General features: G+C 70.3%; 14 protein-coding genes. 4 read left to right on the top strand and 10 right to left on the bottom strand.

The annotated features are described in order from the left end of the window. Positions 1-460: 460 nt before the first annotated feature. The 9 genes from tyrS to argC all read right to left on the bottom strand — a co-directional run bounded on the left by tyrS (position 461) and on the right by argC (position 10,269). On the bottom strand, positions 461-1,726 hold the full coding sequence (gene tyrS / locus Pph01_RS37500) for a tyrosine--tRNA ligase (protein WP_204077996.1): 1,266 nt from the start codon (positions 1,724-1,726) through the stop codon (positions 461-463). A gap of 155 nt (positions 1,727-1,881) precedes the next feature. Further along, on the bottom strand, positions 1,882-2,592 hold the full coding sequence (locus Pph01_RS37495; protein ID WP_204077985.1) for a DNA-3-methyladenine glycosylase: 711 nt from the start codon (positions 2,590-2,592) through the stop codon (positions 1,882-1,884). Then, entirely contained in the window at positions 2,574-4,040 is a 1,467-nt protein-coding gene (argH, locus tag Pph01_RS37490; protein ID WP_204077984.1) for an argininosuccinate lyase, read from the bottom strand. Before argH ends, Pph01_RS37495 begins: the two co-directional genes overlap by 19 nt. Before the next feature lie 412 nt (positions 4,041-4,452). Further along, on the bottom strand, positions 4,453-4,977 hold the full coding sequence (locus tag Pph01_RS37485; RefSeq protein ID WP_204077983.1) for an arginine repressor: 525 nt from the start codon (positions 4,975-4,977) through the stop codon (positions 4,453-4,455). Beyond that, complete coding sequence (gene argF, locus Pph01_RS37480) at positions 4,974-5,921, bottom strand: ornithine carbamoyltransferase (RefSeq protein ID WP_204077982.1); 948 nt, start codon at positions 5,919-5,921, stop codon at positions 4,974-4,976. Before argF ends, Pph01_RS37485 begins: the two co-directional genes overlap by 4 nt. Then, entirely contained in the window at positions 5,918-7,105 is a 1,188-nt protein-coding gene (locus tag Pph01_RS37475; RefSeq protein ID WP_204077981.1) for an acetylornithine transaminase, read from the bottom strand. The genes argF and Pph01_RS37475 overlap by 4 nt, the downstream gene beginning before the upstream one ends. Beyond that, on the bottom strand, positions 7,102-8,055 hold the full coding sequence (gene argB / locus Pph01_RS37470; protein ID WP_204077980.1) for an acetylglutamate kinase: 954 nt from the start codon (positions 8,053-8,055) through the stop codon (positions 7,102-7,104). The genes Pph01_RS37475 and argB overlap by 4 nt, the downstream gene beginning before the upstream one ends. Continuing rightward, a complete protein-coding gene (gene argJ, locus Pph01_RS37465) occupies positions 8,052-9,203 on the bottom strand; it encodes a bifunctional glutamate N-acetyltransferase/amino-acid acetyltransferase ArgJ (protein WP_204077979.1) in 1,152 nt (383 codons plus the stop codon). The genes argB and argJ overlap by 4 nt, the downstream gene beginning before the upstream one ends. A gap of 46 nt (positions 9,204-9,249) precedes the next feature. Beyond that, positions 9,250-10,269, bottom strand: a complete 1,020-nt coding sequence (argC, locus tag Pph01_RS37460) for an N-acetyl-gamma-glutamyl-phosphate reductase (protein WP_204077978.1) — start codon at positions 10,267-10,269, stop codon at positions 9,250-9,252. A gap of 182 nt (positions 10,270-10,451) precedes the next feature. Here argC and Pph01_RS37455 point away from each other — a divergent pair, with 182 nt between their 5' ends. The 4 genes from Pph01_RS37455 to Pph01_RS37440 all read left to right on the top strand — a co-directional run bounded on the left by Pph01_RS37455 (position 10,452) and on the right by Pph01_RS37440 (position 16,545). Further along, positions 10,452-12,104 (top strand): class I adenylate-forming enzyme family protein, encoded by a 1,653-nt coding sequence (locus Pph01_RS37455; protein ID WP_204077977.1) that lies wholly within the window; start codon positions 10,452-10,454, stop codon positions 12,102-12,104. A 164-nt stretch (positions 12,105-12,268) separates the two neighbouring features. After that, the gene (locus Pph01_RS37450; RefSeq protein ID WP_204077976.1) at positions 12,269-12,634 is read left to right on the top strand and encodes a nuclear transport factor 2 family protein; all 366 of its coding nucleotides are present in this window, start codon (positions 12,269-12,271) and stop codon (positions 12,632-12,634) included. Positions 12,635-12,929: 295 nt separating this feature from the next. Next, the gene (locus tag Pph01_RS37445; protein WP_239117309.1) at positions 12,930-14,192 is read left to right on the top strand and encodes an MFS transporter; all 1,263 of its coding nucleotides are present in this window, start codon (positions 12,930-12,932) and stop codon (positions 14,190-14,192) included. Between the two features lie 151 nt (positions 14,193-14,343). Next, a complete protein-coding gene (locus Pph01_RS37440; protein WP_204077975.1) occupies positions 14,344-16,545 on the top strand; it encodes a LamG domain-containing protein in 2,202 nt (733 codons plus the stop codon). A gap of 59 nt (positions 16,546-16,604) precedes the next feature. Here Pph01_RS37440 and Pph01_RS37435 read toward each other — a convergent pair whose 3' ends face one another. Further along, positions 16,605-17,384 (bottom strand): hypothetical protein, encoded by a 780-nt coding sequence (locus Pph01_RS37435; protein WP_204077974.1) that lies wholly within the window; start codon positions 17,382-17,384, stop codon positions 16,605-16,607. Positions 17,385-17,425 lie beyond the last annotated feature (41 nt).

Genomic DNA, 17,425 nt, shown 5'->3' with positions numbered 1-17,425 from the left:
TTGGACTTCCGCTTGTCCCATCCTCGAGGAGCCTCGTCCGGCGTCGGCCTGCCGGCCTCGCCGTACCTCAGCACCCTCCAGAGGAGGACCACCCCGCTTCCGGGGCAACCACTCCAACTTACGGCGTTATCCGTAACTTGTCAAAACCGGAGGTTTCGCCGCATTACGATCAACCCGAGCTTGGCGATCAATCCGCGCCCGGTCGCTTGTCCAAGTGGCCTGCCCCTCGGCGTCTGGCCGCCTTCTCGGCGTCCCGCGTCCCTTGGGGCGAAGGAAACATTAGGCAACTCCCAGGCTTCCGTCAAATCACGGGCGGATGGCGTGTCGTCGCAGGTCAGACGCGTGATTCGCGCCCACGGAACCCGCATGGCTATCAGACTGTTACCCCCGCCACGAAAATTCTTGACCGCGAAAACGCATCGCCCCGGGACCGATCGGCCCCGGGGCGATGCGCTGTCCGTCAGACGACTTCGACGCCGCCGATGGTCCTCTTGCCACGGCGAAGCACGAGGAACCGGCCGTGGAGCAGATCATCGGCCGACGGCACGTACTCCTCATCCGTGATCTTCACGTTGTTGAGGTACGCGCCGCCCTCCTTGACCGCCCGGCGGGCCGCCGACTTGGACTCGACCAGGCCGCTCTCCCCCAGCAAATCGACGTACGACGCCCCCAGGGAGGTGACGGTGGCCTTCGGAACCTCCGCCAGCGCCGATTCGAGCGTCTTCTCGTCGAGGTCGGACAACGATCCCTGGCCGAAGAGGGCCCGTGACGCCGCGATGACCCGCGCGAGTTCGTCGGCGCCATGGACGAGGGTCGTCAGATCCTCGGCCAGCGCCCGCTGGGCCTCACGCGCCGCCGGCCGCTCCTTCGCGGACAACTCGAGCTCCGCGATCTCCTCACGCGACCGGAAGGTGAACACCTTGAGGAAGCGCACCACATCGCGGTCGTCGGAGTTCAGCCAGTACTGGTAGAAGGCGTACGGCGAAGTCAGCGCCGGATCGAGCCACACGGCCCCACCCGCTGTCTTGCCGAACTTCGTGCCGTCGGCCTTCGTGATCAGTTTGCCGGTCAGCGCGTGGACGTGGGCTCCCTCGACACGGCGGATCAGGTCGACGCCCGCCGTGATGTTGCCCCACTGGTCGCTGCCGCCGAGCTGGAGCGAGCACCCATGTCGGCGGTACAACTCGAGGTAGTCGTTGGCCTGGAGGATCTGGTAGCTGAACTCGGTGTAGCTGAGACCTTCGCCGCCCAGCCGCGCGGCCACGGACTCCCTGGCCAGCATGCGGTTGACCGGGAAGTGCTTCCCGACGTCTCGGAGGAACTCGATCGCCGACAGCTCGCCGGTCCAGTCGAGGTTGCTCACCAGCGTCGCCGCCGTCGGCCCCTCCTCGAATGAGAGGAATTTCTCAACCTGGACGCGAATCCGGGACAACCACTCCGCGACGATCTCCGTCGAGTTGAGCGATCGCTCGGTGCTGCGGCCGCTCGGGTCGCCGATGAGACCCGTCGCTCCGCCGACCAGACCGATCGGCCGGTGCCCCGCCCGCTGGAACCGGGTGAGGATCAGCAGTGTGGCGAGGTTGCCCACGTGCAGCGACGGCGCCGTCGGGTCGAAGCCCGCATAGACCGTGATCGGCCCCTCGGCCAGCGCCGCGCGCAGCGCGTCGGCGTCGGTGGTCTGCGCGATGATCTCGCGCCATTCCAGCTCGTCGAGGATGTCGGCGATCTCAGATGTCGGGATGAGATTGCCCGAAGATGCGGTCACGGTCCTGGCTCTCGCTCATCGATGGATATACGGCACGGCGCCGCACTGGCTGCCTTTGATGTACGGCTCCGCTCGTACAAGCCTGCACGAGGCGAAACCCTATCGCCACTCGTTACTCAGCCCGGCGGGCGCGTTCGCCTGCGCGGTGCGTGCGGCCGGTAGGGCGACACGGTCGGATCGCCCTCGATCCAGAACCGCCACGGGGTCTCGGCACCGGTGGACACCCCCGTCCGGGGCCCGGCAAGGATCAGCCCGGGATCCGGGGGTTCGCCGGCCAGCACGCGCATCGGCCCGCCGGCGCAGCAGTCGAGCCCGTTGTGCTCCCGTTCCAGCCCGAGAGCCACCGCGAGCCTCGCCGGTCCCCGCGCGAGGTCCCGGTCCGAGATCCGCTTCGTCCGGACGCCGGAGACGCCACCGGATCCGCCGGCGACAGCCGTACCCGGGGGAAACCGCCGGGCCCGGGCGACCTCGGCTCCGGCGATCACCTCGCCCGCCCGCATCAGCACGGCGGAGCCGACGCCCTCAGGCCGGCAGACGAGATTGGCGCAGAAATGCATGCCGTACGTGAAGTAGACGTAGACATGCCCCGGTGGGCCGAACATGACGGCGTTCCTGGGCGTGAGCCCGCGGTACGTGTGCGCCGGAGGGTCCTGGCCGGGCTCGCCGTACGCCTCGACCTCGGTCAGCCGAACCGCGACGGGTCCATGGACGATCACGCGTCCGAGCAGGTCAGGCGCCACCTGCTCGGACGGGCGGTCGAAGAAGTCGCGGTCGAGCGCCGTCCCGGAGAGGGAGGACGGCGGCCCGGTCAGCTGCCGCTCGCCCATGCCGCCTGGCCGTCGACGATCTCTCGCAGGCCGACGAGCTGGTCGCGCACCCGGTCGGGGGCGGTGCCGCCGAACGCGCTGCGCGCGGCGAGGGCGCCCTGCACGCTGAGGACGTCGCGGACGCCGGGCGTCCCGTCGGCGGCCTCAGCGGGCTCCGCCGCGAAGTGCGGGGACACCTTGGCGAGTTCCTCGTCGGTCAGGTCGCCGAGATCCTTGTCGTTGACCTGGCACCACACCACCAGGTGGCCGACGGCCTCGTGGGCGTCGCGGAAGGCGACCCCGCGGCGGACCAGCAGCTCGGCGAGGTCGGTCGCCAGGGCGAAGCCCTCGGGGGCGCTGGCCTCGAGCTTGGCCGAGTTCACCCGCATCGTCGACACCATGCCCGAGACGGCGGGCAGCACGAGCAGCAGGGTGTCGACGGCGTCGAACACCGGCTCCTTGTCCTCCTGCAGGTCGCGGTTGTAGGTGAGCGGCAGGCCCTTCAAGGTCGTGAGCAGCGACATCAGCGATCCGATCAACCGGCCGCTCTTGCCCCTGGCCAGCTCCGCGACGTCCGGGTTCTTCTTCTGCGGCATGATCGACGAGCCGGTGGAGTAGGCGTCGTCCACCTCGATCCACCGGAACTCCTGGGACGCCCACAGCACGATCTCCTCGCCGAGGCGCGAGAGGTGCACGCCGATCATCGCCGCGCAGAAGAGGAACTCGGCGGCGAAGTCACGGTCGGCGACCGCGTCCATCGAGTTCGGCGCGGGGGCGTCGAAGCCGAGCTCGGCCGCGACAGCCGCGGGATCGAGAGGCAGCGACGAGCCCGCCAGCGCGCCCGAGCCGAGGGGCGACACGGCCGCCCGCTTGTCCCAGTCCTTCAGCCGGTCGGCGTCCCGCGTCAGGGCGTGCACGTGGGCGAGCAGTTGGTGGCCGAAGGACACGGGCTGCGCGTGCTGAAGGTGCGTCATGCCGGGCGCCGCGGTGGCGGCGTGCTCCTCGGCCTGGCTCATCAGCGCGGTCTCCAGCTCCACCAGCCGCGAGACGATGGTGCGGACGTGGTCGCGCAGATAGAGCCGGAGATCGGTGGCGACCTGGTCGTTGCGGCTGCGCCCGGCGCGCAGCTTGCCGCCGAGCGAGCCGAGACGCTCGAGCAGACCGCGCTCCAGCGCCGTGTGCACGTCCTCGTCGGCGACGGTCGGGCGGAACTCGCCCCTCTTGCAGGCGCTCTCCAGCTCGTCGAGCGCGCCCAGCATGCGGTCGAGCTCCTCCGCCGTCAGCAGCCCGGCACGGTTCAGGACACGGGCGTGCGCGCGCGAGGCCAGCAGGTCGTACGGCGCGAGCCGCCAATCGAACTGCACGCTCACCGACAGGCGCGTGAGCGCGTCCGCGGGTCCCCCCTCGAACCTGCCGCCCCAGAGCCGCATCGGCTTGTTGTCCGTCACCGTGGTCCTCCTCGATTCCATCCTGCTGTGAGGGACTCGCCTGCCGTACGGGCATTGCGGTCCCGGTATCGCCGCGGGCCGTTCACTCCGGCGTGGACGGGCGCCTTCGCGTGCCGTACCTGCCGATCGTGACGCGTCGTGCGGCATCGTGGCGCGTCAGGTCACGTCGGCTCATCCGCGACCTTAGCCGACGTATGCCCTCGTCCCACATGAGAACGGGGGCGTGCCGGAAAGTCTCAGTCCACCCGGTCCCCCTGCGTGGCGGTGATCTTGCTGCGCAGTGTGCTTGTGCATGATCACCGGGCGAGAATCCCCAGGTCAGCGAACATTTCCACGAATCTGTGCATGATCACCAACTCGGAAGTTCCAGGTCGGCGGGCCTTTTCACGAATGTATGCATGATCACGGCCATGTGAGGGGGCAGGGAAGGGGGTCATCCGTTCAGGCGGCGGGCGGTCAGGCTGAGCAGAGAGGTGGCCAGAGCGCCGCCGCCTAACGGGTCCCTGCTGATCACCAGGATCGTGTCGTCACCCGCCACCGTGCCGAGGATCGACTCCCAGCCCGCGTGGTCGATGGCCGACGCGAGGAACTGCGCCGCACCCGGTGGCGTACGGAGGATCACCAGGTTGGCGGACGCCTCCGCCGACACCAGGAGCTCCTCCGCGATCCTTCTCAGCCTGGCGTCCGGGTTCTCCGGAGAGCCGTTCACGTTGCCCGCCCGATAACGCGGGATCCGGCTGCCGCCCTCCCCCGGCAGGGCGTAGACCAGCGTCCCGTCGTCGGCCCGCAGCTTGAGCGCCCCCAACTCGTCGAGGTCGCGCGACAACGTCGCCTGCGTCACCTCCACGCCGCTCTCCGCCAGTAGCTTGGCCAGCTCCGGCTGCGAGCGGACCTTGTGCCGGGTGAGCAGGTCGACGATGCGGGCATGGCGGGCGGCCTTGGTCAGCGGAATGGTCATGACGACACCTCGCTCCGCGACACCAGCCAGTGCAGGAGCGCCTTCTGCGCGTGCAGCCGGTTCTCCGCCTGGTCCCACACCACGCTCCGCGGGCCGTCGATCACCTCGGCGGTGATCTCCAGCCCCCGGTAGGCCGGCAGGCAGTGCAGCACGATCGCGTCCGGAGCCGCCCCCGCCAGCAGCGCGGAGTCGACCTGGAACGGGCCGAACGCCGCGATCCGCTCCTCCTTGCCGTCCTGGCCCATGGACACCCAGGTGTCCGTCGCGACCACGTGGACTCCGTCGACGGCCGCCGCCGGGTCGCTCACCGCGGTCACCGAGCCGCCCGTGGACGCGGCGATCTCGGCCGCCCGGTCGAGGATCAGCGCGTCGGGCAGGTACCCGGGCGGCGCCCCGATCCGCACGTGCATCCCGGCGGTCGCCCCGCCGAGCAGGTAGGAATGGGCCATGTTGTTGGCCCCGTCGCCCAGATAGGCGAGGGTGAGCCCGCGCAGCGCGCCCCGATGCTCCCGGATGGTCTGCAGGTCGGCGAGGATCTGGCACGGGTGGAACTCGTCGGTCAGCGCGTTGACCACTGGAACGGCCGAGGCCGAGGCCATCGCCTCGATGCGCTCCTGGCCCGAGGTGCGCCAGACGATGGCCGCCACCTGGCGCGAGAGCACCCGGGCGGTGTCCTCGATCGGCTCGCCTCTACCCATCTGCGACGAGCCGCCATCGATGACCAGCGGGATCCCGCCCAGTTCGCCGATGCCGACCGCGAACGAGACGCGGGTCCGCGTGGACGGCTTGTCGAACAGCACCGCCACCGTCGCCGGTCCCTCGAACGGACGGTGACCGTACCTGTCCTTCTTCATCGCCTCGGCGAGGTCGAGCACCTCGGCCTGCTCCGCGGGCGACAGGTCGTCGTCCCGCAGGAAGTGCCTGGGCCCTGCCTGGCTGGTCATCGGGCGGCCTCCAGAATGCCCGGGAGCGCGTCCAGGAAGGACTCGACCTCCGGCATGGTGATCACGAGTGGCGGCGCGAGCCGTACGGCGTCGGGCTGCAGGGCGTTGACCAGGAAGCCGGCCTCCTGCGCCGCCGCCTGGACCTGAGCCGAGCGGTCGGCGGCGAGCACCGTCGCGAGCCACAGCCCGCGGCCCCGCACTCCGGCGAGGAGCGGATGGTCGACGGCGGCGATGCCTTCGGCGAGCCTGCGGCCGACGGTCGCGACGTGCTCCAGCAGGCCGTCCCGCTCGATCGTGTCGAGCACGGCGAGGGCCGCCGCGGACGACACCGGGTTGCCGCCGAACGTCGAGCCGTGGTCGCCCTTGTCGAAGATCGTGCCCGCCGGGCCGATCCCGATGCACGCCCCGATCGGCATGCCGCCTCCGAGGCCCTTGGCCAGGGTGAGGATGTCGGGGACCACGCCGTCCGCCTGATGCGCGAACCAGTGCCCGGTCCGCCCGATGGCCGACTGGATCTCGTCGGCGACCAGCAGTGCCCCCGTCGCCGAGCAGATCTCCCGGGCCGCGCGGAGGTAGCCGTCCGGCGGCGGCACCACCCCGGCCTCACCCTGCGTGGGTTCGAGGAAGACCGCCGCGCACTCTCCGGTGACCGCGTTCTTGAGCGCGTCGGCGTCGCCGTACGGCACGAACCTGACGTCGACGGGGAACGGGCCGAACTGGTCGCGGATCGCGGGCTTGCCGGTCAGCGACAGCGCGCCCATGGTCCGGCCGTGGAAGCCCATCTCGGTGGCGACGAAGTAGCTCTTCCCGTGGGCCTTGCCGTACTTGATGGCGAGCTTCAGCGCCGCCTCGTTGGCCTCCGTGCCGGAGTTGGCCAGGAACACGCGGCCCGGCGCCCGCAACAGGCCGACCAGTCGTTCCGCGAGCAGGACCTCCGGCTCGTGCAGGAACAGGTTCGACGTGTGCGCCAGCGTCGCCACCTGCCGTGACACCGCCTCGACGAGGGCGGGATGCCCGTGGCCGAGCGAACTGACCGCGATACCGCCGATCAGATCGAGGTAGCGCCTGCCATCCGCGTCCCACACCACGCTGCCCTCGCCGCGTGCGATGGCGACGGGAGGCACACCGTAGTTGGGCATGAAGACCGATTCGAAGCGCTTGCGCAGCGCGTCGGAATTGCTCACCGCGAATCCCTCCCCTCGAGCGCCTCGAGCGCTCCCGAGCCGGCGTCGGAGTCGGGGACGACCATGGTACCGATGCCCTCGTCCGTGAAGATCTCCAGCAGCAGAGCGTGCGGCACCCGCCCGTCGAGCACGTGGGCCTGGGGGACGCCGCCCTCGACGGCCGTCAGACACGCCTCCATCTTGGGCACCATGCCGCTCGACAACGCCGGGAGGAGCTCGGCCAGGTCGGACGCCTTGATCCGGCTGATCACCTCGTGTGAGGGGGCGTCGGGCCGCCAGTCGGCATACAGCCCCTCCACGTCGGTCAGCACGATCAGCTTGCACGCCTTAAGCGCGACGGCGAGGGCCGCGGCGGCGGTGTCGGCGTTCACGTTGTAGACACCCGGACCGTCGGGTCCGTCGTCGCCGCGGGCGATCGACGACACGACCGGGATGCGCCCGTCGTCGAGCAGCGCCTGCACGGCTCCCGCGTCGACTTCGACGATCTCGCCCACCTGGCCGATGTCGATCTTCACCCCGTCGACGACGGCGTGCTTGCGCTCGGCCGTGAACAGATGGGCGTCCTCTCCCGACATGCCGACGGCGAACGGCCCATGCCTGTTGATCAGGCCGACCACGTCGCGGTTGACCTGCCCGACGAGGACCATCCTGACGACCTGCATGGCCTCGGGGGTGGTGACCCGCAGCCCCGAGACGAAGTGGCTGTCGATCCCCTGCAGGTCGAGTTGCGCCTGGATCTGGGGTCCGCCTCCGTGGACGATGACGGGCCGCAGCCCGGCGTAGCGGAGGAACACGACGTCGTCGGCGAACTTCGCCCGCAGATGCTCCTCGGTCATCGCGTTCCCGCCGTACTTGATGACGACGGTCGCGCCGTGGAAGCGCGCCAGCCAGGGCAGCGCCTCGATCAGCGTGTGGGCCTTGTCCAGCGCCCCGTTGGTCCTCACGTTCATGACGAGTACGCCGAGTTCTCGTGGACGTACGCCGCGGTGAGGTCCGTGGTGTGGACGGTCGCCGAGTGCGGCCCGGCGGACAGGTCGATGGTGATCGTCACGTCGCGCGGCCGCAGGTCGACCTTGGACCGGTCGTCGCCGGCCGCGCCGCCGCGGCAGATCCAGATGCCGTTGATCGCCACGTTGAGCCGGTCGGGGTCGAACGCCGCGTCCGTGGTCCCGACGGCGCTGACGACCCGGCCCCAGTTGGGGTCCTCTCCGTGGATCGCGCACTTGAGCAGGTTCGACCGGGAGACCGCGCGGCCGACGGTCACGGCGTCCTCCACGGACTCCGCGCCGACCACCTCGATCGCGATGGCCTTGCTCGCGCCCTCGGCGTCGACCAGGAGCTGACGGGCGAGGTCGGCGCAGACCGCGGTGACGACCTTCTCGAAGTCGGCCAGGTCGGGCCGGACGCCGGAGGCGCCGCTGGCGAGCAGCAGCACGGTGTCGTTGGTCGACATGCATCCGTCGGAGTCGAGGCGGTCGAAGGTCACCGCGGTCGCGGCCCGCAGCACCCTGTCGAGGTCCTCGGAGTCGATCTCGGCGTCGGTGGTCAGCACGCAGAGCATGGTGGCCAGCGCGGGCGCGAGCATGCCGGCGCCCTTGGCCATGCCGCCAACCATGTAGCCCTCTCCTCGACGGAAGGCGATCTTGCTGACGGTGTCCGTGGTCCGGATGGCGTCGGCCGCGGCCAGGCCCCCGTCGCGGGACAGCTGGGCGGCCGCCACGTCGACCCCGGCGAGCAGCGCGTCCATGGGCAGCCGCTCGCCGATCAGGCCGGTGGAGCAGACGGCCACCTCGGCCGCGGAGTCACCGAGGACCTCGGCGACCTTCTCCGCGGTCGCGTGGGTGTCCTGGAACCCGAGCGGCCCGGTGCACGCGTTGGCGCCTCCGGAGTTCAGCACCACGGCTCCGACCCGGCCGCCGCTCACGACCTGCGCCGACCAGAGAACCGGCGCCGCCTTGACACGGTTGCGGGTGAAGACGCCCGCCGCGGCCCTCGACGGGCCGTCGTTGACCACCAGGGCCAGGTCGCGGTCGTCGCCGCGTTTGATGCCGGCGTCGACTCCCGCGGCGCGGAAGCCGAGAGGCGCGGTGACGCTCACGCGGGCTCTCCTCCTTCGTGGGCCGAGCTCGTGGGGTGCATGGCGATCATGGGGCGACTCCGTTAAGGGGTAGACCGACTTCTTCCGCCAGGCCGAGGGCGAGGTTGGCGCTCTGGATCGCGCCCCCCGCCGTGCCCTTGGTGAGGTTGTCGATGGCGATGACGGCGATCACCCGCCCGGCCCTCTCGTCGAGAGTGACCTGCAAGGCGGCTGTGTTGGCGCCCACCGTCATCGCGGTGGCGGGCCAGACTCCCTCGGGAAGCAGGCGCAGGAACGGCTCGTCCTTCACCGCCGCCTCGTACGCCTCCCGGAGCGCGGCGGCCGTGAGGCCCGGCGTGGCGGGAGCCGTACAGGTGGCCAGGATGCCGCGGCTCATGGGCGCGAGCGTGGGGGTGAAGGACACCCGCACCGGCCGGCCCGCGACCGCGGACAGGTTCTGCTCCATCTCGGGCGTGTGCCGGTGGACGCCGCCGACGCCGTACGCGCTGACGGAGCCCGCCACCTCGCTGGCCAGCAGGTGGACCTTGGGCGAGCGGCCCGCGCCGGACGTTCCGCTCGCGGCGACCACGACCACGTCGGGCTCGGCCAGCCCCGCGGCGAACGCGGGGAACAGCGCGAGCGAGACCGCGGTGGGATAGCAACCGGGGACGGCGATCCTGCGGGCGCCGCGCAACAACTCTCGCTGCCCCGGCAGCTCGGGCAGGCCGTAGGGCCAGGTGCCGGCGTGCGTTCCGCCGTAGAACTCGGCCCAGTCGGCCGCGTCGGCGAGCCGGAAGTCCGCGCCGCAGTCGACCACCAGCGTGCTGTCGCCGAGCTCGGCGGCGACGGCCGCCGACTGCCCGTGCGGAAGGGCCAGGAAGACGACGTCGTGGCCGCTGAGCACCTCGGTCGTGGTGGGCTCGATGACCCGGTCGGCGAGAGCGGGCAGGTGGGGCTGATGCCGCCCGAGGCGGTCTCCCGCGCTCGATGCCGCGGTCAGCGCCCCGATCTCCAGAGGATGCCCGAGGAGCAGCCGCAGCAGCTCGCCCCCCGCGTATCCGCTCGCCCCGGCGATCGCCGCTCTCATCCGTTGCCCCCTGCATGACTATGCGAGCTAGCTCATGTTCTTGCCTGTTAGCGAGTATGCAACGCGGGGCATGAGCATGCAAGTCGAGTTTCAGAGTATGGACGGTTTCGGCCCTGGCCCCCGTACCGGCCGGTCGGTATTGTGACATTCCGGTTAACTACACCCCCCGGGAGCATGCCAGCATGACAGCGATTGAACAGGTCCAGGCACAGCTCACGGCGCCGGGCCAGCTCTTCGAGATGGAAGAGGTCCAGGTCGCCGGAAACACGATCCGCGCGTGGAAGCACGCGCCGGCCACCTTCCGCGCGCTGCTGGAGACGAGCCGGTTCCACGGGGAGCAGACCTTCGTCGTCTACGAGGACGATCGACTGACCTTCGAGGAGCATTTCCGCCTGGCCGCGACGCTGGCGAACCGGCTCGTCGACGACTACGGCATCCGCAAGGGCGACCGGGTCGCGATCGCCATGCGCAACTACCCCGAGTGGATCGTCGCCTTCTCCGCCACACTCGCGGCGGGCGCCGTCGCCGTCCCGCTGAACGCCTGGTGGACCCGGCCGGAGCTGGAGTACGGCCTCGGCGACTCCGGGGCGAAGCTGCTGATCGCCGACGGCGAGCGCGCCGAACGCCTGTCAGGCGTCGATCTGCCGACGATCGTCACCCGCGCCGACGACGCGAACTGGGCCCAGGTGATCGGCGAGGTCTCCCCCGACGTGACGCTCCCCGACGTCGAGGTCGGGCCGGACGACCCGGCCACCATCTTCTACACCTCGGGGACCACGGGCCGGTCCAAGGGCGCCCTGGGCAGCCACCGCAACCTCGGCCAGGCCCCGATGACCGTCGCCTACGCGCTCATGAGCAGCGTGGCCCTCGCGGGCAAGGACCCGGCCGAGGCCGCCGCGGTGCGCCGGATCACGCTCCTCACCGTCCCGCTGTTCCACACGACCGGCTGCTTCGCCGTACTCATGCCGACGTTCCTCACCGGCGGTCAGCTGGTGCTCATGTACAAGTGGGACCCGAAGCGCGCCCTCGAGCTGATCGAGCGCGAGAAGATCACCACCATGAGCGGCGTGCCGACGAACGCCTGGCAGCTGCTCTCCCACCCCGACTTCGGCGCGCACGACATCTCCTCGCTCACCGCGATCTCGTACGGCGGCGCGCCCGCGCCCCCCAAGCTGCTGGAGCGCATCACCGAGCTGCTCCCCAACCGCACCCCCGGCAACGGGTACGGCATGACCGAGACCACGGCGCTCGCGGTCTACAACAGCGGCCGCAACTACGTCGCCAAGCCCGAGAGCATCGGCCTGCCCGCCGCGGTCATCGACATCAAGGTCTGCGACCCGGCGGGCGCGGAGGTGCCGGTCGGCGAGGTCGGCGAGCTGTGCGTCCGCGGCCCCATCGTGATCATGGGCTACTGGAACCGGCCGGACGCCACCGCCGAGACGTTCGTGAACGGCTGGCTCCACACCGGCGACCTCGCGCGGGTCGACGAGGAGGGCTTCGTCTACATCGTCGACCGGGCCAAGGACATGGTCATCCGGGGCGGCGAGAACGTGTACTGCGCGGAGGTCGAGGCCGCCCTGTTCGAGCATCCCGCCATCGACGACGCCGCCGTCATCGGCATTCCCGACGACGAGCTCGGCGAGCAGGTCGGCGCGGTGGTGCGGCTCAAGCCGGGCGCCTCCGCCGCGGCCGAGGAACTGCAGTCGTTCCTGATCGACCGGATCGCGAAGTTCAAGGTGCCCGTCCGGATCTGGTTCCGCGAGACCGAACTCCCGCGCAACCCGGGCGGCAAGATCCTCAAGACCCACCTCCGCAGGGAGACGCTCGGGCTCTGACGTCCGCTCGCCCACGGTGGCCCCGGCACACCCGGCCGGGGCCGTCGGCTCACGCCAACCGGCGCGCGAGGAGGAGTCCTTACCTGCGGCGTAATCGACCGCTTTCCCGGGCTCATGCCACATTTCCGTTGTCGCACCTGGACAACGGATGAAGGAGCCCGACAATGACCGACTTCAACGAAGTGGCCGAGCGGTACATCGCGGCCTGGAACGAGACGGACGCCGACGCCCGGGCCAAGGCGGTCGCCGGTCTGTGGACCGAGGACGCCGTGCTCACCGACCCGCTGACCTCCGTCACCGGGCACGACGGCATCGACGCCGTCATCGCCGGCGCGCAGCAGATGTTCCCCGGCTTCGTGTTCACGCTCGGCGGCCGCGTGGACGGCCACCACGACATCGCCAGGTTCACCTGGCATCTCGGCCCGCAGGATGCCGCCGAGCCGGTCGTGATCGGCTTCGACGTCGTCGTGATCGCCGAGGACGGCCGGATCAGCAACGTCCACGGCTTCCTCGACAAGGTCCCCGCCTGACGCCTCGGCCGGGCGCGGGGTGGGGACGGGTGCCCACCTGACACCTCGGGCGCGTGCCACGGTAGGGGACCGCCTGCCGCACGCCGGGGCGGGGACTGATGCCCTTTTGACGGCTCGGGCGTGCGGGGTGGGGATGCCCACTTTGCGGCTCGGGCGTGCGGGGGCCGGCCGCGCGCGGGGCGGGGATCGTCTCCGCCCCGTGCGCAAACCGGTTTGCCCCTCACTTCTCACGTCGCCAAAATGGACGATTGTGTCGGAAACACCTGAACGGTCACTCAGATCCCTCGCCCGCCGGATGCGTCTGGATCTGAGCCCGCTAAGGGAGTCCAGGGACTTCCGCCTACTCCTCGGGTCCAACCTGATCACCCAGATCGGCACGCTCGTCACGATGGTGGCCGTGCCGTTCCAGATGAAGGAGCTCACCGGCTCCTTCCTCGCGGTGGGGCTGGTGAGCCTGGCCGAGTTCGTGCCCATGGTGATCTTCGGCCTGTGGGGCGGGGCCATCGCCGACGCCCTGGATCGGCGCAAAATCGTGATCGTCTCGGAGGTCGGGCTCTGCCTGACCTCCGTTTTTTTACTGGTCAACGCGCTGTTGCCCGCGCCGCAGGCATGGGTCCTCTACATGGTGGGCGCGCTCGCGGCCGGATTCGGCAGCGTGCGCGGGCCGAGCGAGCAGGCGCTGATCAACCGGGTGCTCCGGCTCGACCAGATGATCGCCGGATTCGCCATCCAGGGGGTGATCGGCAACACGGCGATGATCGCGGGCCCCGCGGCGGGCGGCCTGATCGTCTCGTCGTTCGGGCCCGCCACGTCGTATGCCGTCGACGTGGTGACGTTCGTGCTGTCCCTGGTGCTGCTCGTCCGGGTGCGCGCCGTCAGCCGCCTGGACGACGCCACCCCGGCCTCGTTCCGGTCGATGGTCGAGGGAGTGCGGTACGCGCTGAAGCGAGCCGACCTGATGGGTACCTACCTCGTCGACATCGCCGCCATGGCGTTCGCGAGTTCCAGCGCGCTGTTCCCCTTCCTGGCGGACGACCTCCGCGCACCGAAGGCCCTCGGCCTGCTCTACGCCGCAGGCGGCGTGGGCTCGGTGCTCGCGTCGCTCACCTCGGGCTGGACCAGGCACGTCCACCGGCACGGCCGCGCGGTGATCATGGCCGCGGCGGGCTGGGGCGCCGCGGTGGTGGTCGCGGCCTTCATGCCGAACGTCTGGCTGGTCTTCCTGTTCCTGGCGATCGCCGGCGGCGCCGACATGGTCAGCGGGCTGTTCCGCCACACGATCTGGAATCAGACCATCCCCGACGAGTACCGCGGCCGGCTGGCCGGCATCGAGTTGCTCTCCTACTCGACGGGTCCGATGCTCGGCGACGCCAGGGCCGGCTTCATGGCTCAACTGGGCGGAACGCGCTTCTCGCTGGGAGCAGGCGGCGTTCTCTGCGTGGGCGCGGTCGCCGTGATGGCGGCCGTCCTGCCGAGGTTCCGCGCCTACGACGCACGGACCGACGAGTACGCCCTCGCCGAGCGGGCCAGGCGCGCCGAGGAGCCCGCCACCGCCTGATCGGCTGCAGGCAAGCCCGTCTCTGACCGGATCAGGACACCGGACACCCCCAACCTTCCGTCGCGAGGCCGAGTCCAATCAGAGACGGCACGACCGTCGAAGCAGGTTCGTCTGCCAATGGGGGCGTCAGTTGAACGTGTTACATCGCGCCATGGCCGCCATCACCGGCCTACTGACCGTCTGTGCACTACTCACGATTCCCGCGGTGGCCCACGCGTCCACCGCGAACTCCGGCCTCGTCGCCGCGTTCGGAATGGACGAGGCCGAAGGAACCAAGGTCGGCGACGCCTCGCCGAAGGGCAACAACGGCCGGGCGACCGCGACGACCTGGGAGCGGGGCAAGTACGGGGCCGGTCTGTCGTTCAGCGGCTCAAGCTCGGTGACGGTGAAGGACTCGGCGAGCCTCCGGCTCTCGTCCGGCATGACTCTGGAGGCCTGGGTGAAACCGGCCACGACGAGCGGATGGCGGACGGTGCTACTGAAGGAGCAGGGCCGGGGCATCGCCTACGGGCTGTTCTCCAGCGACGACAGCGGCGTTCCCGCCGCCGGTGTGCGCACGGGAGGCTACCGGGAGGTGAGATCGACCGGCTTCCTCGGCGAGGGCGGCTGGACCCACCTCGCCTCGACCTACGACGGCAGGAAGCTCCGGCTGTACATCGACGGCGTGCTGGCTCGGCAGACGTCCGTCATCGGCGCCATCCGATCACACGGCGGCGATCTCACGATCGGCGGGAAGAGCGTCTGGGGCGGAGACTCCTTCGAGGGGACGCTCGACGAGGTGAGGATCTACAACAGGGCGCTGACCGCGGCCCAGATCCAGACCGACATGGACACCCCGATCAATCCGAACCAGCCGCCCTCCGGCCCCTCCGGGCTCGAGGCGACGGTGCACTACTCCTTCGTCTCGCTCGACTGGCAAGCCCCGATCTTCGGTGGCGACGTCTCGAGTTATGAGATCCATCGCTCGGCGACCCCGGGATTCACCCCGTCCGCCGACACCTGGATCGGCACCACCACGATCCCGTACGCGACGCGCTTCCGCGACGAGGGCCAGCCTGCCGGCGTCTACTACTACCGGGTCGTCGCCCTCGAAGGCGGCTCCCCGATCGGCCCGCCGTCCAACGAGGTGTCGGCGACGGTCGAAACGCCCGGTGACCCCCCGTCCGCTCCCGGCACGCTCACGGCAGGCGGGCGGTCCGACTGGGTGCGGCTGACGTACGGACCCGCCACCGCCGCATTCGGCATCAGCCACTACCAGTTGCACCGCTCGACGACCCCGGGATTCACTCCGTCTCCGCGGACCTGGATCGCGAGCATCACTCCCCATGTCTACGAGGACTACGGCCTCGCCGCCGGGGTCTACTACTACCGGCTCATTCCCGTGGACTACGCCGGGCAGGTCGGTCAGCCGTCGAACGAGGCGTCGGCCAGGGTGCCCGACCAGCCGCCCACCGCTCCGACGCTCAGCGTCCAGGGAGGCGCGGGAAGAGCGGAGCTCTCCTGGACGGCGGCGGCGGACGACGACGGGGTGGCCGCCTACCGGGTCTGGCGGGGAATCGAACTGATCGGCACCGTGACGTCGCGCACCTTGACCGACATCGGTCTTTCCGCCGGCAGGTACTCCTACTCCGTCGAGGCGGTCGACACGGCCGGCCAGCCGGGAGAGATGTCGAACGTGGCGTTCGCCCAGGTGGCGGAGTGCCCGCCCGCCGCCTGCCTGGTCGCCGCCTATGGCTTCGACGAGGGCACCGGCACGACCTTCACCGACGGTTCCGGCTCCGGGAACGACGGCACAACGATTGGCACCACGTGGGCCGACGGCAGGTTCGGCAAGGCGCTGTCCTTCTCGGCGGACACCGCGGACGCGATCGTGCCCGACTCACCGACGGTGCGCCTCGACACGGGCATGACCGTGGAGGCATGGGTCTATCCGACAGAGATCACGTCATATCACGCGATCTTGTTCAAGGGAGACGAGCAGACCTCCTCGTACGGACTGTCCGCCTCTGTCATCAGCAACGAGGAGGTCCCGACCGGCCCGTCCGTGCGCATCAACGACTACCGGATCATCGTCTCCCCGACGCCTCTCCCCGCGAACACCTGGAGTCATGTGGCGGCGACATTCGCCGATGGCACCGTCCGGATTTACGTGAACGGGATCGAGGTCGCCCAAGAAGGCGACCTGCCGTCTTCGTTCAGGCAAGAGACGGGCCCGCTCACGATCGGCCGCGACAGCCGGTTCGGGCAGCACTACAAGGGCCTGATCGACGAGATCCGCATCTACAGCACACCGCTCACCGCGGAGCAGATCCAGGCCGACATGAACACCCCCGTCGGCACCCAACCCCGTTGACCCTCCCCGTACGGCTCCCGCCCCCCGGCTGCGGGAGCCGTACGGGATCGGGCCCGGGGTCAGCGGGGAGCGAGACGCGTGGCCTCCTGGAGCAGGCGATCGTCGCCGTCCGCCTGAAGCAGCCCGTTGTTCACGGAGGGCCTGCAGAACTCCTGGACCATGACGGCCGCCGGAGGCCCGTCGGCGTAGCCGAACACGAGGCGGAGGATGACGCCGGGATCCTTGCCGTTGGTCTGCTGGCAACTGTTGTCGCTCGGACGGGTGTCCATGCCGTTCAACCTGCTCGCCAACGGCCCGGCCACGTCGGTTCCGTACTCCATCCGGAGTGACTCTCCCCCCTGCGGGTCGAGCCGGCAGACCAGCACCGATGTGGGCTCGTCAGGGACCATCCGCTCGTTCTGTCCCCGGCGTCCCATCCAGGTCTCGCACAGGTCCTTCCCGTCGGCGGCCTCCCACGTCCCCTGCCGGTAGGCGGCGGTGATGCGGTCACCTACATACGAGCGGCTGCTGGCGGTGCCGTTCGTCGTCGTCACGCAGTGGTTGACCTCCTCGGCGCTGCCCACCCACAGCGACCGTCCGTCGTCGTAGGTGAACCGGATGAGGTAGTTCGTCATGGGTCCTCCCATGGCGGTGCACGCGCCGCCGTCCGACGCGCCGACCGGCAGGTACCCGAGGTCGCGGCCCAGTTGCCCGGCCGTTTCCTTCAACGTCCGCGTCCCGGCCAGTTGCTCGTCGCCCGGGTTCGTGTTGTTTCCGGGGTACGCGCAGATCATCGCTTCGACGGGAGTGCCCGGCACGAGCGATTCGCCCGCCCCGGCGACACCCGGGGGCGCGGGCACCCAGCCCCCGATCCCTCCACCCCATCGCTTAGGACACGGCT

This window comes from Planotetraspora phitsanulokensis (assembly GCF_016863295.1).
GTDB classification, from domain to species: Bacteria; Actinomycetota; Actinomycetes; order Streptosporangiales; family Streptosporangiaceae; genus Planotetraspora; species Planotetraspora phitsanulokensis.
The sequence above is the reverse complement of the archived record's forward strand: the minus strand, read 5'-3'. Positions and strand labels throughout refer to the sequence as shown.